Below are 21210 nucleotides of genomic sequence, written 5' to 3'. Positions count from 1 at the left end.
GAGATGAGCACCACCATCCGACCGGGCAGCATCATCGTCGGCGCCGACGGGTCCAAGCACGCCGCCCGCGCGATCGCCTGGGCCGCGGAGCAGGCCACCCTCGAACGACGCCCCCTCGTCGTGCTCAGCGCCGACGAGGGCACCGTGCACCGCATCAACGCCGAAGCCGTCCGGCTGGCGCGCGAGATAGCGCCGAACGTCGAGGTGGTCGGCCTGACAGCGGCCGACGACCCTCGCGGCACCCTGGTCGAGCTCTCCCGCGAGGCGCACCTGCTGGTCGTGGGCTCCCGGGGACGCGGCACCCTCCGCAGCATGCTTCTGGGCTCGACCAGTGCCACGGTCAGCAGGCTCTCGTACTGTCCCCTCGTCGTATGCCGGCCGAGGGCCGAGGAGCACCGCGGCAAGGGCGTGCTCGTCGGCGTCGACGGCACAGAGTCCTCGCTCGCCGTCCTCGACTTCGCCTTCGCACAGGCGTCGTTGCGCAAGCAGGCACTGACCGTCGTGCACTGCGTTTGGGACGTCGTCGCGGCCGTCGCCGGCCTCCGCAACGTGCGCGTCGAGGACGTCGACCTCGGACCCGAGGACGAGGCCCACCTGCTGCTCGCCGAGACCGTCGCCGGCTTCGGCGAGAAGTACCCCGACGTCGCGGTCGCCCTCCGGGTCACCCACGGGCTGGTCGACGAGGTGCTCGGCGGCCGCTCCGCCGCATGGGACCTCGTGGTCGTCGGACGACACCCTCTCGAGACCGTCGGCCGGATGGTCACCGGCTCGATCGCGACCGCCGTCGTCGAACGGGCACACACGACGGTCGCCGTGGTGCCTGAGCCCATGATCGTCCGGCCGTCATGAGCCGGCAGGTCCCCAGCGCGCTCGTCGTCTACGAGTCGCTCTTCGACAACACCGCCCAGGTGGCGCACGCGATCACCCGCGGCCTGCGCGACGCGGGCTTCGAGGCACACAGCGTCCCGGTGACCTCGCTGGCATCGACAGGCCCCGTCAGCGTCGACCTGCTGCTGCTCGGCGCCCCCACGCACGCCTTCTCACTCAGCCGCCCCGCGAGCCGGGCCGGTGCCGTCCGTCAGGGCGCGCCGCCGGACCGGGCGCGGATCGGTGCCCGGGAGTGGATCTCACACGTCGGCCCCGGCCGATTCGGGACCACCCTGGCCGCCGTCTTCGACACCCGGGTGGCGAGGGTACGCGGCTGGCCGCTGGCTGCCGGCACTACCGCTGGCCGGCTTCTGCACCGCCGCGGCTTCCGCCTGTTGCGCAAGCCCGCTGCGTTCCTGGTCGACGGCACCCAGGGCCCACTGCTTCCGGGCGAGGAGGCCCGCGCGGAGCGTTGGGGCCAGCTCATCGGCGCCGCCTGCCGCGACGAGCTCGAGCGCGCGGCCTGATCTCGCTGAGATCGCCCGAGGAAACAGGATGCGCAGGAGTGCGGGCTCCACCATGTCGTTCGCCGGGTGCCGCCTGGGGCAGACGCGCACGTGGCCCCTGCCTGCGTTTCCGCTGGTCAGGGGCCACATCACGATGGTGTCCGAGGGGGGACTTGAACCCCCACGCCCTAATACGGGCACTAGCACCTCAAGCTAGCGCGTCTGCCAATTCCGCCACCCGGACGAGTGCGGAGAAACCGTAGCAAAGGCGGGCCGAAGTCGCCGCATCGGGACCCCCTTCCGTCCGGCGGGCGGACGCCGCGCGGCGCTGTCGACACGCCCGGTGCCCTTGAACGAGGTCCGGTCACCTGCAACGGTGGGAAAGGTCTCTGACCTCAAATGAGAAGGCAAGCCATGCTCACCCTCACCGAGAACGCCTGCACGATCGTCAAGCAGATGACCGACGCTCCCGACGTACCCGACTCCGCGGGACTGCGCATCACCCAGGCCGAGGCCGGCTTCGCCGTCGCCGCGGCGGAACAGGCCGAGCCCGGCGACCAGGTCGTCGAGCAGGACGGCGCCACCGTCTACCTGGACGAGGACGCTGCCACCCAGCTCGACTCGATGGTGCTCGACGCGGGCATCGACGACACCGGAACCCTGCAGTTCGGGCTGATGACCCAGGCCTAGATTCACGTCCGCGGGCCGCTCTGGGATCGTGGGCGCATGCAGGACCTGCGCATCGCCTTCGCTCCCGGAGTGACCCCCGACAAGTGGGCGCGGGCCTGGCGGGAGCGCAACCCGCGGATCCGCCTCCACCTCCTCCCCATCGAGGAGGAGCAGCAGCGGGCCGTCCTCGACGACGGCACCGCAGACATGGCACTGGTGCGGCTGCCGGTCGACCTCGAGTCGCCGGCGCCGCTCCACTGCGTTCGGCTGTACGACGAGGTGCCGGTCGTCGTCGCCGGCCGCGAGCACTTCATCGCCGCCGCGGACCCTGACACCCCGATCCCTCTCGCCGATCTCTCTGACGAGCAGCTGGTCCTCCCCCACCGTTCGGGCTGGACGCCCGCGGTGGAGCAGCTGCCGTTCCCGGAGATGCCGGTCAAGGACGCGATCGAGGTCGCCGCCTCCGGCAGCGGCATCGTGATCGTCCCGATGTCCATCGCGCGCCTGCACCACCGCAAGGACGTCGTCCAGCGCCCGGTCGAGCTCGACCCGACCACGGTGGCCCTCATCTGGCTCCGCGACGCCGACAGCCCTGTGCACCAGGACTTCGTGGGCGTCGTGCGCGGACGCCGGGCCAGCAGCAGCCGCTGAGTCCGCCGCGCTCACGCCAGGTGCGTGGCCGCCCACTCCCCCAGGATCCGGGCGCTGCGGTCGACCAGGGCCACCCACTCGAGGGCGCTCTCGTCGGCGTTGTCGGACACGTGCTTGACCAGTCGGACCGGTACACCGAACTCCTGGGCGACGTACGCCACCGCGTAGCCCTCCATGTCGACCAACTGCGCGTCGGCGGCGAGCCGGGCCCGCACGACGGGATCGGTCACGAACACGTCCCCGCTGGCGAGGACCGTCTCCCCCGCGCCGACGACCAGCCGTTCACGCGGGTCGTAGCCGAGGGCGCGGATGGCGTCGGCGTTGATGTCGTGGTTGAGCACGGTGCCGATCTCGTAGAGGCCGTGCTCGGCGTCGAGCCCGTCGTGCAGGCCGCCGGCCGTGCCGAGGTTGACCACCTCGAGATCGGCGAGGTCGCCCCGGCTCGCGAGATGACGAGCCAGGGCGGTCGCCGCGGCGGTCTTGCCGATGCCGGTGAGGAGCACCTCGAGCCCGGAGGGGACGTGGGCGGCCTCGGCGCGGGTGGCGGCGACGATGAGGGGGCGGGGCACGGCCGTCACCCTAGTGTGGCCCCGTGCACTCCCCTCGCGAGACCGTCGCGACCGCCCCCGGCCGGGTCAACCTGATCGGTGAGCACACCGACTACAACGGCGGCCTGTGCCTGCCGTTCGCCATCCGGCTGCGCACGACCGCGAAGGTGACGCCACGCAACGACGGCCGGCTCGTCGCGATCAGCGACCAAGCCGACCCCGCCGACACCGGATGGCTCGCGTACGTCGCGGGCGTGGTCGCCGAGTTGCGGCGGATCGGCTGGGACGTGCCCGGCCTCGACGTCGAGGTCGTCTCGACCGTGCCGCTCGGCGGAGGTCTGTCCAGCTCGGCGGCGCTGGAGTGCGCGGTGGCGACGGCCGTCGCCGGACTCCTCGGGATCCCGCTCGACGACAGCATCCGCCGGAGACTCGCCGAGGCGTGCCGGCGCGCGGAGACCGACCACGTGGGCGCACCCACCGGCGGAATGGACCAGCTGGCCGTCATGCTCGGCAGCGAGGGGCACGCGCTGCTGATCGACTTCGCCGACCCGGTCCGGCCGGCGACCACGCCGGTCCCGCTCCCGGTCGCCGAGGACGGGCTGGCCCTCCTCGTGACCGACACTCGGGTCCGGCACGCGCTCGCCGACGGCGACGGCGGCTACGCGCAGCGGCGGCGGGAGTGCGAGGCCGGCGATCCGCGCCGCCTGCGCCACGTGCGCACCGAGAACGCCCGCGTGAGTGCGGCGGTCGAGGCGCTCGGCTCCCGGCGCTGGGACACGTTGGGCGAGTTGATGACCGCCTCCCACGTGTCGCTGCGTGACGACTTCGAGGTCTCGATCCCGCAGCTCGACGTGGCCGTCGACGCCGCCACCGGCGCCGGGGCGCTGGGGGCCCGGCTGACCGGTGGCGGCTTCGGAGGCTGCACGATCACGCTGGTGGCGGCGGACCGGGTCGACGACGTACGCGAGGCGGTGGACACGGCGTACCGCAGCCGGGGCTGGGCACGGCCGGTCCACCACCTCGTCGGGCCGGGACCGGGAGCTCAGCTCACTTGAGCTCGGCGCTGGACAGACCCAGGACGCGCCTGGCGACGATGAGCTGCTGGATCTGCTGGGTGCCCTCGAAGATGTCGAGGATCTTGGAGTCGCGCGCCCACTTCTCGAGCAGCTCCTCCTCGCTGTAGCCGACCGAGGCGCACAGCTCGACGCACGACAGGGTGACGTCGGACCCGACCCGGCCGGCCTTGGCCTTGGCCATGGACGCCTCGAGCGAGTTGGGCTTGCGGTTGTCGGCCATCCAGGCCGCCTGGAGGGTGAGCAGGCGCCCGGCCTCCCAGTCGGCCTCCAGCTGCAGGAACCTCGCAGCCGCGGCGTGCTGCAGGATCGCGGGCCGGTCGTAGTCGACCTCGATGCCGGCCTCCTTGAGCAGGTCGCGGGTCAGGTCGAGCGACGCCCGGGCGCAGCCGACAGCCATCGCGGCCACCAGCGGGCGGGTGTTGTCGAAGGTCGCCATCGCGCCGGCGAAGCCCTGCTCGACGTTGACCTCCGGCGAGCCGAGGAGGTTCTCCTTCGGGACCCGCGCGTCGGTGAAGGTGATGACCGCGGTGTCGGAGGCGCGGATGCCGAGCTTCTCCTCGAGCCGCTCCACCTTCACGCCGGGGGTGCCCTTCTCGACGACGAACGACTTGATCGCCGCACGCCCCAGGGACTTGTCCAGGGTCGCCCAGACGACGATGCAGTCGGAGCGCTCGCCGGAGGTGACGAAGATCTTCTCGCCGTTGATGACGTACTCGTCGCCGTCGAGCACCGCGGTGGTCGAGATGGCGGCCGAGTCCGAGCCGAAGTGCGGCTCGGTGATCGCCATCGAGGCCCACCGGCCCTTGAAGCGCTCGAGCTGCTCGTCGTTGGCGACCGAGGCGATCGCCGAGTTGCCGAGGCCCTGACGGGGCATCGAGAGCAGCAGGCCGGTGTCGCCCCAGCACATCTCGGCGACCGAGGTGACGGAGGCGAGGTTGGCGCCGTTCTTGACCTTGCCCTTGTCGTCGTCGCCGCCCTCGCGACGTACGCCGGTCGCGCCGGCACCCTCGCTGGCGCCGGACTCGGAGAGCCCGTCGATCATCGCCGCGAGCATGTCGAGCTCCTTGGGATACTCGTGCTCGGCGATGTCGTACTTGCGGGAGATCGGTCGCAGCATGTTCATCGCGACCTGGTGGGCCTGGTCGACCAGGGCCCGGTGCTTCTTGGGCACCTCGAGATTGATGGCCATCAGACCAGCACCGTTCCTTCCATGATCCCGATGGCACGCAGGTCGCGGTACCACCGCTCGACCGGGTGCTCCTTGACGAACCCGTGGCCACCGAGCAGCTGGACGCCGTCGAGGCCGATCTGCATGCCCTTGTCGGTGCAGGCCTTGCGGGCGAGGGCGACCTCGCGGGCGAAGTCCTTGCCTGCGGCGGCACGCGATGCGGCGCGGTAGGTCAGCAGGCGCATGCCCTGCAGCTCGATCGCGATGTTGGCGACCATGAACGCCACGGACTGGCGGTTGGCGATCGGCTCGCCGAAGGCCTCGCGCTCCTTGACGTAGGGCGTCACGTAGTCGAGCACGGCCTGGCCGGTGCCGATCGCGAGAGCGCACCAGGCGAGGCGCGAGAGGCGGACGCATTCGGTGTACGTCGAGCCGTCGGTCTCGCCGAGGACGGCGTCGGCCGGGACCTTCGCGTCCTCGAGGAGCAGCTTGGTCATGGACGCGGCTCGCACGCCCATGGCCGGGTCGCCCTCGACGGAGAGGCCCTCGGTCGAGGACTCGACGAGGAAGAGCACGGGCTTGCCGTCCAGGCTGGCGCCGACGACGAACAGCTCGGCGCTGTCGCCCCGGGCGACGAGGCTCTTGGTGCCGTTGAGGACGTAGCCGTCGGCCGTCCTGGTCGCCGTGGTCGACGGCTGGAGCACGTCGAAGAGCACGGTCGGCTCGTTGAGCGCGAGCGCCGCGGCAGGCACGGTGCCGTCCTCGGCGCTGAACGCGGGGAGGTAGGTCTGCTGCTGGGCGTCGGTGCCCCACAGGCCGATGGCGGTGGCCACCGACCCGGGTGCCAGGGTGGCGACGGCGAGGCCCATGTCGCCCTTGGCCAGGGCCTCGGCGACCAGTGTGCCGGCCATCGCGGAGCGCTCCTCGGACACGCCGCCCAGCGCCTCGGGCAGGCCGAGGATCGGCAGTCCGATCTCCAGGCTCGCCTTGAGCACGTCGTCGGGGGCCGCGCAGGCCTTGTCGGCCTCGAAGGCGGCCGGCCGCACGATCTCGTCGGCGAACTCGGAGACCAGGTCGACCAGCATCTGCTCGTCCTCGCCCGGCGTGAGGTCGAAGACGCCGCTCGCTGCGGCGGCCTTCGGACGGGCGCCGGGCTGGCTGCCCTTGCCCGCCTTGGCGAAGGTGCGGCTGGCGTTGGTCATGGTCTTGAACCCGGTCCGGGTCACCGAGAAGACCGCCTGCTCGGCCGGCTTGCGGAGGCGGACCTTGTCGAGGAGGTCGGTCTGGGCGAGGCGGTTCAGGCCGGCGACGAGGTAGCCGATCGGGTCGCGGCTCTCGCTGCTCGGGACCCCGTGCTTGCCGCCCGGCTTGAGGTTGCTGATCAGGGACATGCGGTAACTGTAACCGTGAGTTACACACTGCGCTACACAAGGGCCGGATCCGCGCAGTGTGATCCTCGCCCCTACGATGCCCGGCATGGAGGAACCCGCCGACATCGTCATCACACCGCACGGTCCGCTGCCCCGCGGAGGCCGCGTCCGGCCGATGACGCGCTGGGGGACGCCGGTCATGCACCGTCCGCAGGCGCGGGTCGAGGTCTACGACGACGCGCTGCGCGACCTGGCCGCCGACATGGTCGCCACGATGTACGCCGCCGACGGGGTCGGCCTGGCCGCGTGCCAGATCGGCGAGGACGTCGCCATGTTCGTCTTCGACTGTCCCGACGCCGAGGGCGATCGTGTGGTGGGCGTGGTCTGCAACCCGGTGCTCGTCGAGCCCGAGGGCGAGTCGCGACGGCTCGACGACAGCCCGGAGGGGTGTCTGTCCTACCCGGGGGCGTTCGTCGACTGCGCCCGCCCCGACTACGCGATCGTCGAGGGCACCGGACTCGACGGCAAGCCCGTGCGGTTCGAGGGCGACGGCCTGCTCGCCAAGTGCCTCCAGCACGAGACCGACCACACCCGCGGCACGGTGTTCGGCGACCGGATCTCTGCCAAGGCGATGAAGAAGCTGCGCAAGCAGCATGACGCCGCCGCCGAGGACTACCCGGCCGACTGGCCCACCTGACCGGCCGACCTGACGGCCGATCGTCCCCCATGCAGTACCCACAGGCCTTCCCGCCCGCGCCCGGCCCTCCGCCCCGACGTACCGGGATCGGATGGTGGCTGGCGGGTTGCGGCTGCCTCGGGCTCGTCGGCGTGTTCATCGTGGCCGTGGTCGTCCTCGCCGTCGTGGGGGCGACGCTCTCGTCGGACGGGGGACGCCCGGGCAGCGGACCATCGACCGCGGATCGCCCGGTCGACCCCGCGGTGGCGGAGCATCTCGCGACCTTCGCGAGGGAGCGGGACAGGTACTACCAGCTCGCCACCGAGCTCGACGGCAATCCCGCGGCGCCGCTCGTGGCGGACCCGGCGAGGTTCCAGCGGCTCGAGGAGAACGCCAAGGATCCGCAGCTGAGCAGATTCTCGGCGCAGACGGTGGCCCACCACGCCGGGCTGTATCGCGCGGAGCTGGAGAAGCGGGTGGAGGCGGCCCGGAAGCGTCGTGTCAACCGGACCGGCTCCGTGACCGAGGGCATCGTCGATCAAGCCGGAGACGGGTTCATCGACATCCGCTGGGATGCCGCGTCGGCCTGCCCTGCCTCCAAGCGCAAGGGCTGGCAGACGTCCGGCTGCGTCACCAAGGGCGACGCGCTCACCGTCCATCTGCGCCCGGAGAGCGAGTACCACGCCGAGTGGGCGCGGCGGATGGTCGTGCTCCACGAGCTCGCTCACGTCTATCAACGTGCGGACCGCAGGACGTTCGAGGATCGTCGCGGGCGCGTGGACCGGCTGCTCGCTCGCGGTCTCTTCCAGGGCAGCGAGGAGAAGATGGCCGACTGCTACGCGCTGACCCACGAGGATCGGTGGTCGCTCTCGGACCAGTACGTCGAGACCGGCTACGGCTATGTCTGCAACAGGTCGGAGCGCAGGGCGATCCGGAGGTGGGCGGCGAGGATCGACGCTCCCCTGCCCCGGTGAGGCGGCTCAGCGGCGCGCGGTCACGTAGCAGGCGACAGCGGTCGCGGCCGCCACGTTGAGCGAGTCCACACCGTGTTCGACGGTGCGTGCCATGGGGATGATCGCGCGCCGGTCGGCGGACTGCTGCCAGCGAGCCGAGAGCCCGTGGCCCTCCGAGCCGAGCACCAGCGCCACCTTGTCCTCGCCGGCGACGGCCTCCTCGATGGGTACGGCGTCCGCCGCGAGCGTCAGCGCGACGGTGGTGAACCCGCGGGCGCTCAGCGACGGCAGGGCGTCGTGCCAATCGGGCAGGCGCGTCCACGGCAGGGCGAAGACGGCGCCCATCGCGACCTTGATCGCCCGGCGGTAGAGCGGGTCCGCGCACCGCGGCGCGAGGAGGACGGCGTCGAAGCCGAGCGCCGCGCCCGAGCGCAGGATGGCCCCGACGTTGTTTACTTTGTTCTACTCGTTTCCGGATTCGTCACGAGCGAACTCCTGAAGACTATCGGTCTTCATCATATCACTATATAGGCCCTCTAGTGTGTTTTCAAAATCGGGGCCACGGAGGGCCGCGTAGTTCACCCCGTAGTCAGACAGCCTGGCCAACCGCAGCCGGTAAAGCGCGCCCTCTCGGCTCACGATACCGAGCTCAACTAGACCCTCGAGCGCCACATGGAACACCGGATTACTACCAACGATTATACGGTCGACGAACTCGCTGAAAGCGCTCGGATCTGCGGTCGCGCTTGCCTGAAAACTCGTGAGCAAACGCCGCAGGCCAAACATCAACTGCCATGCCGCGGCCGGCGGGAGGCCCGAAATGCTGCCAGGCGCAAGTTTGAGGACGTGCCCAAGCCATTGATAGCTAGGGTTGCTCCAGAAAATTGCTAGAGCGGTCGCGGGATAGACCGACAACTTCATCTCAGGGTCGCTGTCGACGGATCCTCGCGCAATGAGGGTGACTCGCCCGTCGTTGTCACTCGAGTCGCCGATGGTCGAGCCCATGGCGCTCGAAACGCCAATTCTCTTTCCGACAAACTGGATGTCTTCAGCGAAGACGCTGAGGTCAGGCCCTAGCTGAATCTCGTCAGCAACGCCAGAGATCACCACACTTCCTCTAGTAATGACTAGCCCGCGCCCAAGGGGGCTCGTTAGTTCAACCACGCCAGACCGTTCGGATATGGTGAACTTGAGGACGTCCGATGGCCCCGTCGGATGGTCCACTCCTTCACCCAGGAAAAGGCGGGTCTGGTCCGGATTGTCCGAGTACACGAAGTTGGAGGGGTCGATGCAGCCAGCCGAATACGACTTCAGTACCGCATCGATACAAGCCTCACGGAGGACTGCCACCTCGTCACCATCGACTCTCGAGGTCGCCGACATCGCGTGAACGAAGTGCGCGAAAAATGGACCGACGCTGGTCGCATTGGGAGCCGAATTAGTGGTGCCGTGAACTTGCACCGTGTCGGCCAGCGTCTCATATGCCAAGACGTAATCCGAGAACACCACGTTCTCAAAACCGCTTCCTCGAAGAAAAGGGTGATCGGGGAGGAAGTTCTCTATCTGGTCCTGATAAATTGCATTCTCGTCGGGCGACAGAGAACCCGGCAGCGCGATCTCGCGGCCGCCGCCACGGGAGCGCTGCAAGAGGCGAACAATCTGTTCCTCGCGGGAGTACAGAACGCCCAGTCGAGGGTCACTCGGCTCCAAGCCGAGTGCGGGCCTCAACTGGTCTCGAACCTTGGCGCTCTCGCGATCTAGAATCTCCTCGACCACTTCTCGCAGGAGGCCACCCCGCGTGGAGCCGGAAGTTCGTGGCGCAGTCGACGAGTTGAGCGCTGCGGGATTGTCGATCACGAGGTGTCGCCCGAGAACTCGGACAACGGGAGGGTAACCGAGAAAGCCGCCCACGCTTTCCCAGGCAAGCTGCACTGTTTGCGCATCGGATCCGAGTGCTCTTGCCATGTCGAGGAGAACTGCGTCTCTATGCTGTCCGAACGGGACCGAGTGCTGACGATGGAGATCGTAACTTCGCCCCTGGTGAACGATGTCATCCAGGACGAGGTCGATAAGTTCGCATGTCTGGCCGTAGGCGAGCGGCGAAATCGACACCTGCTGGGCTTCAACTCCATACTCCGCCAAAGCGAGATACGCGGATTCCATCGTGTCTCGCCGACCGAAGATCACTACCTGCGAGTTGGAAGATCCCTGCCCGACAAGCTCCACCACGTTCTTCATGAATGCCAGGAAGTGAGCGCGTCCCGCAGCCAGATGTGCTTCGTCTAGGCTATCAAGGACGAGTGAGGCCGTGCCGCGTTGTAAGCTTGTCACGAACTGGGGCGCTTGAGTCCAACCCAGTACGCGAGTGAGAAGTCCTGTCAAGCCGTCCCCGCCGATGGCCACCTTCGCAAGGTCCACAAGCGGGGAACCCAGCCGATGGGCGGTGGCACGAGCAGCGACGGACTTTCCCATCGCCCCGGGGGCAGTCACCAGCAGCACGGGCGACGCGTGCTTGTCGTCGTCGACGATGACATCGGGCCACACATAGCTGGCTGGAGCCACTGGGTGCGCGAAAAACGAGCTGTCGATCGACTGTTCGACGAGCCCACCGATGGCGTTGCGAGGAAGCGAGTCAACTAGGTCGCGAAGGGCTGCTCGGGACGACATGCTAGGCACCATAGCGGGTTACACGAGAGCGCCTCGGCCGGTTCCACACCAGTGAGTCACACCGACCGGGAGACGATCCTGGTTGCGTAAAAGGCTACCGCCGAAGCCGCAGCAACATTGAGTGAGTCGATGCCCGTCTGCATCGGGATTCGAACGAGGACGTCGCACTCCGCCAGAGCACGTCGCGTCAGTCCGTGACCCTCAGTTCCGAACATGATCGCGATGTTCTGTTCGACAGTGTTGGAAAGCTCATCCAAGGTGATCGCGTCATCAGAGAGGGCCATGCCAGCGATGAGGTAACCAGCGTCTCGAAGCTGCTGCAGACCTCGTGGCCAAGGTTCAAGCCGAGTCCATGGAAGCTGGAGCGTCGCTCCCATCGAGACCTTGATTGCCCTTCTGTACAAGGGATCAGCGCACCGTGGCGAGAGCACCACAGCATCGATACCGAGAGCCGCGGCATTGCGGAAACCGGCTCCGACGTTCGCATGATCGACCAGATCCTCGAATACTGCGATCCTGCTAAGAGGGGGCTTGCGGTTGATCAGAAGGTCGCTGGTCCGAGCTGTCTGATCGATCTCGTACATCGAACAGACATTGGTGTGGTCGACGATGTCCTCGAGGACCAGCACCGAGCGCGCTCCCGCGAGGACCTCGTCGACGGAGGGCAGCGGCCGGCGCTCGAGCGAGGCGAGAGCGCCCCGGTGGACGTGGAAGCCGGTGACCTCCTCGGCCAGGGCCTCGGAGACGACGTAGCAGGGCGCCTCGGAGCGGTCCAGGACGTCGGCGAGCCCGTCGAGCCAGCGGGGGGCCATCAGGAAGGACCGTGGCGCGTAGCCGGCCTCGACCGCGCGGCGTACGACCTTCTCCCCCTCCGCGAGGAAGAGGCCGTGCTCGGCCTCGAGATGCTTGCGCAGCTCGACGTCGCGCAGGTCGCGGTAGTCGCCCAGCCGGGGATCGGCGGGGTCGGTGATCTCGACGAGCACAGCCATCAGGTCGCCACGATTCAGTCCTCAGACAGTCGTCAGAAGGCGCTCGGGTGCGCCACCGCGACGACGTCGCCGATGACGACGATCGCCGGCGGCTTCACGCTCTCCTCCGCCATCCGCTCGGCGAGGGTGTCGAGCGTGGCGAGCACGGTGCGCTGGGTGGGCATGGTGCCGTCGCAGATCACGGCCACGGGAGTCGAGCCGGCGCGTCCGCCGGCGACGAGGGCTGCGGCGATGTGCGGCGCGTTCTCGACGCCCATCATCACAACGACGGTGCCGCGCATCCGTGCCAGCGCCTCGTAGTCGACCAGTGACTCCGGATGGCCGGGCGGCAGGTGGCCGGAAACGACGGTGAACTCGTGGGTGACGCCGCGATGGGTGACCGGGATGCCGGCGATGCCGGGGACCGAGACCGGGGAGGTGAGGCCGGGGATCACCGTGACCGGTACGCCGGCCTCCCGGCAGGCGATGATCTCCTCGAACCCGCGGCCGAAGACGAAGTTGTCGCCGCCCTTGAACCGGACGACCCGCTTCCCGGCGAGCGCGCGCTCGACGATGATCCGGTTGATCTCCTCCTGCTGCGCCGAGCGTCCCCGCGGCAGCTTCGCGACATCGACGAGCTCGACGTCGCTGGGCAGGTCGCCCAGCAGCTCCCGGGGCGCCAGGCGGTCGGCCACGACGACATCGGCGGCCATCAGGGCCTTGCGCCCGGCGATGGAGATGAGCTCGGGGTCACCGGGCCCGCCCCCGACCAGGGTCACGCCCGGGGTCCGCTCCGGCGTGTCGTCGCGGTGGTGCGGGGCGGCGATGGTGCCGTCGCGCAGCCCGGCGACGATCTCGTCGCGCACCGAGGCGGACCGGCGGGGGTCGCGGTTGCCCACGACGGCCACGGTGATGCCGGCCTCGCGTCCGACCGCAGGGGTCCAAGCGGTGCCGAGCGTGGCGTCGTCGGACCGCACGCAGAACACCCGCTCGAGCTCGCAGAGGGTCGAGATGTGGTCGTTGACCGCGCGGTCGTCGGTCACCGCGATGACGTACCAGGCGCCGTCGAGGTCGGCGTCCTCGAAGGCGCGCTCGTGCCAGGTGATCTCGCCCGAGCCGACCAGCCCCTCGATCGAGGGCGTCACCGTCGGCGACACCACGTGGACGTCGGCGCCGACGGCGATCAGCTGCGGCACACGGCGCTGGGCCACGTGGCCACCACCGACCACGAGGACGCGGCGGCCGGCCAGACGCAGACCGGACGGGTACGGCGGGAAGTCGCTCACGGGGACCATTCTTCCGACAGCCACCCTCCCGGCGTTGGCGCGGGCCAACCACCGGACTACCTTGTCGTGACATGAGTCTCGATCGCCCCGTGTCCCCGGACCCGTACCCGCTCCTGCCGGCCGCCGCCACCTTCGGGGTCACCAGCACCGATGTCACCGACGGCCAGCCCCTGAAGGACGACCAGGTCTACGCCCTGGGCAACACCTCGCCCCAGCTGTCCTGGGAGCCGGGCCCGGAGGGCACCCAGAGCTATGTCGTGACCTGCTTCGACCCGGACGCCCCCATTCCCAGCGGCTTCTGGCACTGGGTCGTGGTCGACATCCCCGCCGACGTGACGAGTCTCGACACCGGGGCCGGCGCGTCCGACGCCACGCTGCCCGGGGGCGCCTTCCACGTGCGCAACGACTTCGGCACCCCCGACTACGCCGGCGCCGCGCCGCCGGAGGGCGACCAGGTGCACCGCTACTTCTACGTCGTGCACGCGGTCAAGGAGGCCGAGCTGGGCGTCGACTCCTCGGCCACGCCGGCCGTGGTCGGCTTCAACCTCGCCTTCAAGACGCTCGGCCGCGCGATCGTCACCGGCACCTACCAGCACTGATCCGGGGCCGGGCCGCCGCGGCCGGTCTCAACGGACCGACCGGCCACCCGCCTCCCGCAGGAGCTGCTCGAACGGGGCCGGCGAGGCGAACTCGTCCGCGACGAAGCGACGCTCCGTCGCGGCCGGCGCGTGCGCAGCAGGCCCCGTCAGCAGTGCGGCCAGCTCGCCGGCCGCCCGCTCGGCACGCTTGTCCAGCGAGCCGTCGTCGGTGGCTCCGAAGTCCTCGCTCGCGGCGAAGACTCCGGTGGGCACGACGACCGCGCGCAGGTAGGCGAACAGCGGGCGCAGGGCGTGGTCGAGCACGAGGCTGTGCCGCGCGGTGCCGGCCGTCGCCGCGATGACGACGGGCTTGCCGTCGAGCACGCCTGGCTCCAGGACGTCGAAGAAGGTCTTGAACAGCCCGGAGTACGACGCCGAGAACACCGGTGTGACGACGACGAGCCCGTCGGCGCGCGCGACCCGGTCCAGGGCGTCGGCCAGGTCGCCGGTCGCGAACCCGGTGAGCAGGTGGTCGGCCAGGGCGTGCGCGAGCGGCCGCAGCTCGACGTGGGCGACCTCGACCTCCTCGCCGCGGGCGACGACCGCCCGCTCGACGGCCGTGCCGAGCCTGTCGGCGAGCAGCCTGGTCGTGGACGGGACCGAGAGCCCCGCCGAGACCACGACGATCGTGCGCATGTCAGATCTCCTGGCGGTCGGTGGTGCCGGTGAAGGTGTCCTGGACGTGGGCGGCGCCGTCCTCGGTGCCGTCCTCGGTCCTGTGCTCGGCACCGCCGGCGGCTGCCACCAGTGACGCGTGGGTCGGGGCGTCGGGGACGTGCGCGGGCCGGCCCTCGGCGAAGCCCCTGCGCATCTCGGGCAGGATCTCGCCCAGCAGGTCGAGCTGCTCGAGCACCGTCTTCAACGGCAGGCCCGCGTGGTCGACGAGGAACAGCTGGCGCTGGTAGTGCCCGGCGTACTCACGGAAGGACAGGGTCCGCTCCAGGACCTGCTGGGGCGAGCCGACCGTCAGCGGCGTCTGCGACGAGAAGTCCTCGAGCGAGGGGCCGTGTCCGTAGACGGGCGCGTTGTCGAAGTAGGGACGGAACTCCCGGACCGCGTCCTGGCTGTTGGGCCGCATGAAGAACTGTCCGCCCAGCCCGACGATCGCCTGGTCGGCGGCGCCGTGGCCGTAGTGCTCGAAGCGCTCGCGGTAGAGCCGGATCATCTGCGCCGCGTGGGCCGGCGGCCAGAAGATGTGGTTGTGGAAGTAGCCGTCGCCGTAGTAGGCGGCCTGCTCGGCGATCTCGGGGCTGCGGATCGAGCCGTGCCACACGAACGGCGCGACGCCGTCGAGCGGGCGCGGGGTGGAGGTGTAGCCCTGGAGCGGCGTACGGAAGCGGCCCTCCCAGTCGACGACCTCCTCCGACCACAGCCGGCGCAGCAGCGCGTAGTTCTCGATGGCCAGGTTGATGCCCTGGCGGATGTCCTTGCCGAACCACGGATAGACCGGACCGGTGTTGCCGCGGCCCATCATCAGGTCGACGCGACCGTCGGTGAGGTGCTGGAGCTTGGCGTAGTCCTCGGCGATGAGCACCGGGTCCGTGGTCGTGATCAGCGTGGTGGCCGTCGAGAGGATGATGCTCTCGGTCTGGGCGCCGATGTAGGCCAGGGTCGCGGTCGGGTTGGACGCGATGAACGGCGGGTTGTGGTGCTCGCCGGTCGCGAACACGTCGAGGCCGATCTCCTCGGCCTTCCTCGCGATGGCGACGGTGGCCTTGATCCGCTCGTGCTCGGACGGCGTCCGTCCGGTGGTCGGGTCGGTCGTCACGTCGCCGACGGTGAAGATGCCGATCTGCATGGTCCGCTCCTGGGGGTCTGCGTGCTGTCACCGAGAGTAACCGGTGACATGTCAACCATATTCCCCGCGTGGCGGCGCTCAGCAGCGGGCCAGGATCAGCACCGCACGGTCGTCGTCGCCGCGGTCGACCCGGTCGATGATCCGCTTCGCCGCGCCCTCCCAGCCGGTCAGGTACGACGCCCGGCCGGTCTCCTGCAGCCAGGCGATGCCGATGTCGATGTCCTCACAGCGCGACTCGACGACGCCGTCGGTGTAGAACATCAGCGCGTCGCCGTGCCCCAGCACGCCGGTCGTCTCCTCGAGCTCCGGCGTCTCGCTGACCCCGAGCGCGGTGCCTCGGGCGCTGTCGACCTGCCAGGTCCTGTCCGCGGCCGACCACACCAGTGCGGGTGGGTGGCCGGCGCTGCGGATGAGGTAGCGCCCGGTCGCCAGCTCCAGATCGAGCTGCACGGCGGTCGCCATGCTCTCGTCGGAGGGCTGGCGCAGCAGGTAGGTGTTGGCGTCGAACAGCAACTCGTCGCCCGGCACCACCGAGATCAGGCTCTCCAGCGCCCCCGCGAACTGCAGGGCGGCCGGCACCGCCGACTCGCCGCTGCCGCACACGTCCACCAGCACGGTGCGCAGCAGCCCCTCGGACTCCTGCAGGTCGGCGACGATGAAGTCGCCGCCGTACGCATAGCCCTGGGCCGACAGCATCGCCGACTGGTGCCGCCACCCGGCGGGGAGGGCCGGCATCCGACCGCGGGCGAGGAGCCGCTCACGGATCCGGGCCCAGGCAGCGGCGTCGTCCATCGCCACAGCGTAGGGCTCGCTCGCGCCCGTCCTGCGGGAACCTAGACTTTCGCCGTGACCGACGCGACGACCGACATCCTGGGCGAGCCGTGGATCGCGGAGACCCTTCGCCTCGAGGACGACTTCGAGGGCGAGGTCGTCGCGACGCTGGTCCAGCGCGCGGCGCCGGAGCCGACCGGAGCGGCGACCCTGCACGTGCACGGGTTCTCCGACTACTTCTTCCACACCGAGTACGGCGAGTGGTGGCTCGAGCGCGGACACGCCATGTACGCCCTCGACCTGCGCAAGTACGGCCGCTCGCTGCGTGAGCACCAGTCGGCGACCTATGTGGCCGACCTGAGCGACTACTTCGACGAGCTCGACGCGGCCTGGGAGCGGATCACCGTCCGCGACGGTCACCGGCGGGTGGTCCTGTCCGGTCACTCCACGGGGGGCCTGATCGTCGCCTTGTGGGCGCACGAGCGGCAGCCGGCCGAGCTGGCCGGACTGCTCCTCAACTCGCCGTGGCTCGACCTGCAGGGCAAGGCCTGGATGCGCTCCCCCGTCGCCAACCGGCTGATCGACCAGGCCGGTCGCCGCCGTCCCCTGGGCGAGCTGCGCCGCGACGTCAGCGGCTACTACGCCCGCAGCCTCCACCGCGACCACGAGGGCGAGTGGGACTTCGACCTCACCTGGAAGCCGGTCGACTCCTTCCCGGTCCGCCTCGGCTGGCTGCGCGCGGTCCGCCAGGGCCACGCGCGGCTCCAGGCCGGGCTCGACGTGCCGGCGCCCGTCCTCGTGCTCTCCTCCGACCGCAGCGGCCACCCCCGCGGGATGGACGAGGAGGTCTTCTCCACCGACATCGTGCTCGACGTCGACCAGATCCGCCGATGGTCGGTGGCCGTCGGGCGGCACGTCACCTACGCGGCCGTCCCGGGTGCCGTCCACGACGTCGTGCTCTCGCGCAGCGAGCCGCGGGCGCGCGCCTACGGCGAGATCGAGCGCTGGCTGACGGCGTACGTGCGACGCGAGATCGCATCCACGCCCTAGAGGTTCCGCCTAGTCTCTCCCCATGCCTGCTCTCAGCCTGGACCCCGTGACCGGACTCTCCCTCGGCCGCATCGTCATCGGCGCCGGCGCGCTCGCCGCTCCCGCGAGCACCGCGCGGGTGTTCGGGCTCGATCCGGCTGCCAACCCGCAGCTGGCCTACATGGGCCGGATGTTCGGCGCGCGCGAGATCGCCCTGGGCGCGGTGACGATGGCCTCGCGCGGGGCGCTCCGGCGTCGGCTCGTGCTGGTCGGCGTGGCCGTCGACGGCGCCGACCTGGCCAACGGCGTCATCGAGCTGGGTCGGCGCAACGTCAGCAAGCTCGCGAGCGGGATGCTCATCGGCGCCGCGGCCGGTGCGGTCGGCTCCGGACTGCTGGCCTGGGGCCGGGGCCGCGCGACGGATCGGTGACGGCGCTCAGCTGACCAGGACGACGACGGCCGTCAGGCCGACCACCACGATCGCCGTGCGCAGGGCCAGCGGCGGGAGTCGGCGGCCGACCGTGGCCCCGAGCAGCCCGCCGCAGACCGAGCCGACGCCGATCAGCAGCACGATCAGCCAGTCGACCCGCACACCGGAGCCGAGCAGGCCCAGTTGAGCGGCGAGCACGAACACGAGCCCCGCCACGGCGTTGACGACCGCGGCGAGCACGTTCTTGACGCCGTTGAGTCGCTGGAGGGTGTCGGCGATCCCGATCCCGAGAACCCCCATGAGCAACACGCCCTGGGCGGCTCCGAAGTAGCCGCCGTACACGCCGGTGGCGCAGATCGCCAGGGGGACCCACCAGGACTGCTCGACCGTGGCCGCGCGGCGCTCCGCCCGGGCCGCGACGGCCCGGGAGATCCGCGGCTGGAGCACGACGAGCGTCACGCCCAGCAGGATCAGGACGGGGACGATCGTCTCGAACGCGCCGGGCGGCAGGACCAGGAGCAGCACGGCGCCCAGCACCCCGCCCGCGGTGGAGAACGCCAGCAGTCGCAGCGTCCGCTCGCGCTGACCCTCCAGCTCCCGGCGGTAGCCGTAGGCCCCCGCGACCGACCCCGGCACCAGGCCGAGGCTGTTGGACATGTTCGCGGTGACCGGCGGGACGCCGAAGGCGAGCAGCGTGGGGAAGGTGATCAGCGTCCCGGAGCCGACCACCGCGTTGATGGTGCCGGCGCCGACGCCGGCGAGCAGGACGGCGACGGCCTCGAGCGGGCTCACTCCGCCGGGGGCTGGCCCGGACCCGTCGGGGGCTGGCCCGGACGGGCCGCGCTCTCGGCCTCGGCGATGGCCTGCTGGACCGCGGCGCTGGTGCCGGTGTCGGTGACCGCCGGCTCGCTCGGGCCCATGTCGACCCGCTTGGCCGGGCCGGAGGTGGTCCTCGGGATGCCCGCCACCTCGTGGATCGAGGAGCCGAGGCCCTCGAGCGCCTTGGTGATCTCCGAGGGGATCACCCACACTTTGTTGGCGTCGCCCTCGGCGATCTTCGGCATCATCTGGAGGTACTGGTAGGCGAGCAGCGACTGGTCGGGCCGTCCGTCGTGGATCGCCTGGAAGACCGTCTGGATCGCCTGGCCCTCACCCTGGGCCCGCAGGATCTGCGCCTCGCGGTCGGCCTGGGCACGCAGGATCTGCGACTCGCGCTCGCCCTCCGCGTTGAGGATCGCGGACTGCTTGTTGCCCTCCGCGGTGAGGATCGCAGACTGCCGCTGGCCCTCGGCCGTGAGGATGAAGGCGCGCTTGTCCCGCTCCGCGCGCATCTGCTTCTCCATCGCGTCCTTGATCGACGGCGGCGGCTCGATGCCCTTGATCTCGACCCGCTTGACCTTGATGCCCCACCGGCCGGTGGTCTCGTCGAGCACGGCGGACAGCCCGCTGTTGATCGACTCGCGGCTGGTCAGCGTCTGCTCGAGGTCCATGCCGCCCACGACGTTGCGCAGGGTGGTCATGGTGAGCTGCTCGATCGCCTGGATGTAGTTGGAGATCTCGTACGTCGCCGCGATCGGGTCGGTGACCTGGAAGTAGATGACCGTGTCGATGTCGACCGTCAGGTTGTCCTCGGTGATGGCGGCCTGGGGCGGGAAGCTGACGACCTGCTCCCGCAGGTCGATGACGTAGTGGACCTTGTCGATGAACGGCACGACGAAGTTCAACCCGGCCGGCAGCGTCTCCTTGTACTTCCCGAACCGCTCGACGATGCCGGTGTAGGCCTGCGGGATCACCCGGATCGACTTCGCGACGATCGTGATCACGAACAGCAGGACGAGCGCGAGCAGGACGAGCAGGATCATCGGAGTTCCTCGAGAGGGGGTTCGGAGGCGGGGCGGACGTGGGCCGTGGCGCCCGCGATGGAGACGACCTCCACCGTCGCACCCACCGCGAGCTCGGTCGTCGGCGGCTCGGCGACGGCCAGCCAGGACTCGCCGCCGATCTTCACCCGGCCGGGCCGGTGCTCGGCGACGGTCTCGGTGACGATCCCGCGACGACCGACGAGGCCGGCCGGACCCAGCACGAGGTCGGGACCGCCGTGGAGCCGGCGTACGAGCGGCGGACGGACGGCGCCGAGCAGGAGGACGGCGGTCGCGGACGCGACGAGTACCTGCGCCACGACGTTGTCGGTGACCAGCGCGGTCAGCACGCCGGCCACCGCGCCGCCGGCCAGCATGAGCAGGAACAGGTCGAGGCTGACCAGCTCGGCCAGGGCGAGCACGATCGCGGCGGCGAGCCAGGCCTCCCACAGGTGGTCGCGGAGCCAGTCCATGCGACGACCCTATCCGCGGTGGTGTTGCTTGCGGCGCGCGGCGTACCGGCCGTCGTGGTGCTCGAGGACCAGCGGCATCCCGAAGGTGGCCGACAGGGCCTCCGCGGTGAGCGTCTCCTCGAGCGGTCCCTGCACGACCACGCGGCCGTCGCGGAGCATGAGCACGTGCGTGAAGCCCGGCGGGATCTCCTCGACGTGGTGCGACACGAGGACCGTCGCGGGCGACAGCGGGTCGTAGGCGAGGACCGAGAGCGTGGAGACGAGGTCCTCGCGCCCGCCGAGGTCGAGGCCGGCCGCCGGCTCGTCGAGCAGCAGCAGCTCCGGGTCGGTCATCAGCGCCCGGGCGATCTGGACCCGCTTGCGCTCGCCCTCGCTGAGGGTGCCGTAGGTGCGGTCGGCGAGTCCCGCGACACCGACCTCGCGCAGCAGCGCGTCGGCGCGCTCGTGGTCGACGCCGTCGTAGCTCTCGCGCCAGCGGCCCAGGACGGCGTACGACGCGGTCAGCACCAGGTCGCGGACCGTCTCGTCGCGCGGGATCTGCTCGGCGATCGCGGCGCTCGAGACGCCGATCCGCGGCCGCAGCTCGAAGATGTCGACGGTGCCGAGGAGCTCGCCCAGCAGCCCGACCGCGCCGGACGTGGGGTGCAGCTGCGCGCCCGCGATCTGCATCAGGGTGGTCTTGCCGGCGCCGTTGGCACCGAGCAGGACCCAGCGCTCGCCCTCGCGGACGACCCAGCTGACCCGGTCGAGCAGGCTCGCCTGCCCACGACGCACGGACACCTCGGCGAGCTCGAGCACGGCGGACAT

The 21210-nt window shown here is 70.4% G+C and carries 23 protein-coding genes, 1 tRNA gene and 2 pseudogenes; 10 read left to right on the top strand and 16 right to left on the bottom strand.

Annotation, left to right across the window (positions count from 1 at the left end; all coding sequences use genetic code 11):
- The first annotated feature begins 3 nt into the window (after window positions 1-3).
- Complete coding sequence (locus tag FHP29_RS12500; protein WP_139623172.1) at window positions 4-849, top strand: universal stress protein; 846 nt, start codon at window positions 4-6, stop codon at window positions 847-849.
- Complete coding sequence (locus FHP29_RS12495; RefSeq protein WP_139623171.1) at window positions 846-1394, top strand: flavodoxin family protein; 549 nt, start codon at window positions 846-848, stop codon at window positions 1392-1394. Before FHP29_RS12500 ends, FHP29_RS12495 begins: the two co-directional genes overlap by 4 nt.
- A 134-nt stretch (window positions 1395-1528) precedes the next feature.
- Here the strand turns inward: FHP29_RS12495 and FHP29_RS12490 are convergent.
- Window positions 1529-1617 (bottom strand) — tRNA-Leu (locus FHP29_RS12490).
- A 170-nt stretch (window positions 1618-1787) separates the two neighbouring features.
- On the opposite strand from FHP29_RS12490, the gene FHP29_RS12485 reads away from it, so the two are divergent.
- Both FHP29_RS12485 and FHP29_RS12480 read left to right on the top strand, forming a co-directional pair.
- Window positions 1788-2063, top strand: coding sequence for a Fe-S cluster assembly protein HesB (locus FHP29_RS12485; protein ID WP_139623170.1), 276 nt, complete (start codon window positions 1788-1790; stop codon window positions 2061-2063).
- A 36-nt stretch (window positions 2064-2099) separates the two neighbouring features.
- Entirely contained in the window at window positions 2100-2693 is a 594-nt protein-coding gene (locus tag FHP29_RS12480) for a LysR family transcriptional regulator substrate-binding protein (RefSeq protein ID WP_139623169.1), read from the top strand.
- An 11-nt stretch (window positions 2694-2704) separates the two neighbouring features.
- Here FHP29_RS12480 and FHP29_RS12475 read toward each other — a convergent pair whose 3' ends face one another.
- On the bottom strand, window positions 2705-3262 hold the full coding sequence (locus FHP29_RS12475; RefSeq protein ID WP_139623168.1) for a nucleosidase: 558 nt from the start codon (window positions 3260-3262) through the stop codon (window positions 2705-2707).
- A gap of 23 nt (window positions 3263-3285) precedes the next feature.
- On the opposite strand from FHP29_RS12475, the gene FHP29_RS12470 reads away from it, so the two are divergent.
- The gene (locus FHP29_RS12470; RefSeq protein WP_139623167.1) at window positions 3286-4296 is read left to right on the top strand and encodes a galactokinase; all 1011 of its coding nucleotides are present in this window, start codon (window positions 3286-3288) and stop codon (window positions 4294-4296) included.
- Here the strand turns inward: FHP29_RS12470 and FHP29_RS12465 are convergent.
- Window positions 4289-5506: an acyl-CoA dehydrogenase family protein gene (locus tag FHP29_RS12465; protein ID WP_139623166.1), complete on the bottom strand. Its 1218-nt coding sequence runs from the start codon at window positions 5504-5506 to the stop codon at window positions 4289-4291. The two genes, FHP29_RS12470 and FHP29_RS12465, sit on opposite strands and share 8 nt — an antisense overlap.
- Window positions 5506-6876, bottom strand: coding sequence for an acyl-CoA dehydrogenase family protein (locus FHP29_RS12460; RefSeq protein ID WP_139623165.1), 1371 nt, complete (start codon window positions 6874-6876; stop codon window positions 5506-5508). Before FHP29_RS12460 ends, FHP29_RS12465 begins: the two co-directional genes overlap by 1 nt.
- 85 nt (window positions 6877-6961) lie before the next feature.
- Here FHP29_RS12460 and def point away from each other — a divergent pair, with 85 nt between their 5' ends.
- Together def and FHP29_RS12450 are read left to right on the top strand one after the other, a co-directional pair.
- Window positions 6962-7552 carry a peptide deformylase gene (gene def / locus FHP29_RS12455; RefSeq protein WP_139623164.1) on the top strand — a complete coding sequence of 197 codons (591 nt, stop codon included), beginning with the start codon at window positions 6962-6964 and terminating at the stop codon, window positions 7550-7552.
- A gap of 29 nt (window positions 7553-7581) precedes the next feature.
- Window positions 7582-8505 carry a hypothetical protein gene (locus tag FHP29_RS12450; protein ID WP_139623163.1) on the top strand — a complete coding sequence of 308 codons (924 nt, stop codon included), beginning with the start codon at window positions 7582-7584 and terminating at the stop codon, window positions 8503-8505.
- Between the two features lie 6 nt (window positions 8506-8511).
- Here the strand turns inward: FHP29_RS12450 and FHP29_RS12445 are convergent.
- From FHP29_RS12445 to cobA, 5 genes and pseudogenes are all read right to left on the bottom strand, one after another.
- Window positions 8512-8934, bottom strand: a pseudogene (locus FHP29_RS12445) (TrmH family RNA methyltransferase); the annotation flags it as partial.
- Window positions 8935-8946: 12 nt separating this feature from the next.
- Entirely contained in the window at window positions 8947-11151 is a 2205-nt protein-coding gene (locus FHP29_RS12440; protein ID WP_139623162.1) for a hypothetical protein, read from the bottom strand.
- 56 nt (window positions 11152-11207) lie between these two features.
- Complete coding sequence (locus tag FHP29_RS23255; RefSeq protein WP_420813420.1) at window positions 11208-11762, bottom strand: TrmH family RNA methyltransferase; 555 nt, start codon at window positions 11760-11762, stop codon at window positions 11208-11210.
- Window positions 11748-12140, bottom strand: a pseudogene (locus FHP29_RS23250) (TrmH family RNA methyltransferase); the annotation flags it as partial. The gene FHP29_RS23255 and the pseudogene FHP29_RS23250, both read right to left, overlap by 15 nt.
- A 32-nt stretch (window positions 12141-12172) precedes the next feature.
- Window positions 12173-13405, bottom strand: a complete 1233-nt coding sequence (gene cobA, locus FHP29_RS12430; RefSeq protein WP_240044474.1) for a uroporphyrinogen-III C-methyltransferase — start codon at window positions 13403-13405, stop codon at window positions 12173-12175.
- A gap of 71 nt (window positions 13406-13476) precedes the next feature.
- Here cobA and FHP29_RS12425 point away from each other — a divergent pair, with 71 nt between their 5' ends.
- Entirely contained in the window at window positions 13477-14004 is a 528-nt protein-coding gene (locus FHP29_RS12425; protein WP_139623159.1) for a YbhB/YbcL family Raf kinase inhibitor-like protein, read from the top strand.
- A gap of 27 nt (window positions 14005-14031) precedes the next feature.
- On the opposite strand, the gene FHP29_RS12420 is transcribed toward FHP29_RS12425, so the two are convergent.
- The 3 genes from FHP29_RS12420 to FHP29_RS12410 form a co-directional block, all read right to left on the bottom strand.
- Complete coding sequence (locus FHP29_RS12420; RefSeq protein ID WP_139623158.1) at window positions 14032-14679, bottom strand: FMN reductase; 648 nt, start codon at window positions 14677-14679, stop codon at window positions 14032-14034.
- 1 nt (window position 14680) lies between these two features.
- Entirely contained in the window at window positions 14681-15841 is a 1161-nt protein-coding gene (locus tag FHP29_RS12415) for an LLM class flavin-dependent oxidoreductase (RefSeq protein ID WP_139623157.1), read from the bottom strand.
- 78 nt (window positions 15842-15919) lie between these two features.
- Complete coding sequence (locus FHP29_RS12410; protein ID WP_139623156.1) at window positions 15920-16633, bottom strand: PP2C family protein-serine/threonine phosphatase; 714 nt, start codon at window positions 16631-16633, stop codon at window positions 15920-15922.
- Window positions 16634-16687: 54 nt separating this feature from the next.
- On the opposite strand from FHP29_RS12410, the gene FHP29_RS12405 reads away from it, so the two are divergent.
- Window positions 16688-17662, top strand: coding sequence for an alpha/beta hydrolase (locus FHP29_RS12405; protein ID WP_139623155.1), 975 nt, complete (start codon window positions 16688-16690; stop codon window positions 17660-17662).
- A gap of 22 nt (window positions 17663-17684) precedes the next feature.
- Window positions 17685-18071, top strand: a complete 387-nt coding sequence (locus FHP29_RS12400; protein WP_139623154.1) for a hypothetical protein — start codon at window positions 17685-17687, stop codon at window positions 18069-18071.
- 6 nt (window positions 18072-18077) lie between these two features.
- On the opposite strand, the gene FHP29_RS12395 is transcribed toward FHP29_RS12400, so the two are convergent.
- Genes FHP29_RS12395 through FHP29_RS12380 form a run of 4 tightly spaced genes read right to left on the bottom strand, consistent with a single transcriptional unit; the run spans window position 18078 to window position 21210 of the window.
- Complete coding sequence (locus FHP29_RS12395) at window positions 18078-18863, bottom strand: sulfite exporter TauE/SafE family protein (protein WP_139623153.1); 786 nt, start codon at window positions 18861-18863, stop codon at window positions 18078-18080.
- A complete protein-coding gene (locus FHP29_RS12390; RefSeq protein WP_139623152.1) occupies window positions 18860-19933 on the bottom strand; it encodes an SPFH domain-containing protein in 1074 nt (357 codons plus the stop codon). The genes FHP29_RS12395 and FHP29_RS12390 overlap by 4 nt, the downstream gene beginning before the upstream one ends.
- Complete coding sequence (locus FHP29_RS12385; protein ID WP_139623151.1) at window positions 19930-20403, bottom strand: NfeD family protein; 474 nt, start codon at window positions 20401-20403, stop codon at window positions 19930-19932. Before FHP29_RS12385 ends, FHP29_RS12390 begins: the two co-directional genes overlap by 4 nt.
- A gap of 9 nt (window positions 20404-20412) precedes the next feature.
- A complete protein-coding gene (locus FHP29_RS12380; protein WP_139623150.1) occupies window positions 20413-21210 on the bottom strand; it encodes an ABC transporter ATP-binding protein in 798 nt (265 codons plus the stop codon).

The organism is Nocardioides albidus (assembly GCF_006335005.1).
In the GTDB taxonomy this organism is placed as follows: domain Bacteria; phylum Actinomycetota; class Actinomycetes; order Propionibacteriales; family Nocardioidaceae; genus Nocardioides; species Nocardioides albidus.
The sequence above is the reverse complement of the archived record's forward strand: the minus strand, read 5'-3'. Positions and strand labels throughout refer to the sequence as shown.

Coding starts and splice junctions, on each gene's coding strand:
- FHP29_RS12500 (WP_139623172.1), top strand. CDS start 4: ATGAGCACCACCATCCGACCGGGCAGCATCATCGTCGGCGCCGACGGG.
- FHP29_RS12495 (WP_139623171.1), top strand. CDS start 846: ATGAGCCGGCAGGTCCCCAGCGCGCTCGTCGTCTACGAGTCGCTCTTC.
- FHP29_RS12485 (WP_139623170.1), top strand. CDS start 1,788: ATGCTCACCCTCACCGAGAACGCCTGCACGATCGTCAAGCAGATGACC.
- FHP29_RS12480 (WP_139623169.1), top strand. CDS start 2,100: ATGCAGGACCTGCGCATCGCCTTCGCTCCCGGAGTGACCCCCGACAAG.
- FHP29_RS12465 (WP_139623166.1), bottom strand. CDS start 5,506: ATGGCCATCAATCTCGAGGTGCCCAAGAAGCACCGGGCCCTGGTCGAC.
- FHP29_RS12460 (WP_139623165.1), bottom strand. CDS start 6,876: ATGTCCCTGATCAGCAACCTCAAGCCGGGCGGCAAGCACGGGGTCCCG.
- def (WP_139623164.1), top strand. CDS start 6,962: ATGGAGGAACCCGCCGACATCGTCATCACACCGCACGGTCCGCTGCCC.
- FHP29_RS12450 (WP_139623163.1), top strand. CDS start 7,582: ATGCAGTACCCACAGGCCTTCCCGCCCGCGCCCGGCCCTCCGCCCCGA.
- FHP29_RS12440 (WP_139623162.1), bottom strand. CDS start 11,151: ATGTCGTCCCGAGCAGCCCTTCGCGACCTAGTTGACTCGCTTCCTCGC.
- FHP29_RS12425 (WP_139623159.1), top strand. CDS start 13,477: ATGAGTCTCGATCGCCCCGTGTCCCCGGACCCGTACCCGCTCCTGCCG.
- FHP29_RS12420 (WP_139623158.1), bottom strand. CDS start 14,679: ATGCGCACGATCGTCGTGGTCTCGGCGGGGCTCTCGGTCCCGTCCACG.
- FHP29_RS12415 (WP_139623157.1), bottom strand. CDS start 15,841: ATGCAGATCGGCATCTTCACCGTCGGCGACGTGACGACCGACCCGACC.
- FHP29_RS12410 (WP_139623156.1), bottom strand. CDS start 16,633: ATGGACGACGCCGCTGCCTGGGCCCGGATCCGTGAGCGGCTCCTCGCC.
- FHP29_RS12400 (WP_139623154.1), top strand. CDS start 17,685: ATGCCTGCTCTCAGCCTGGACCCCGTGACCGGACTCTCCCTCGGCCGC.
- FHP29_RS12390 (WP_139623152.1), bottom strand. CDS start 19,933: ATGATCCTGCTCGTCCTGCTCGCGCTCGTCCTGCTGTTCGTGATCACG.
- FHP29_RS12385 (WP_139623151.1), bottom strand. CDS start 20,403: ATGGACTGGCTCCGCGACCACCTGTGGGAGGCCTGGCTCGCCGCCGCG.
- FHP29_RS12380 (WP_139623150.1), bottom strand. CDS start 21,210: ATGTCCGCCGTGCTCGAGCTCGCCGAGGTGTCCGTGCGTCGTGGGCAG.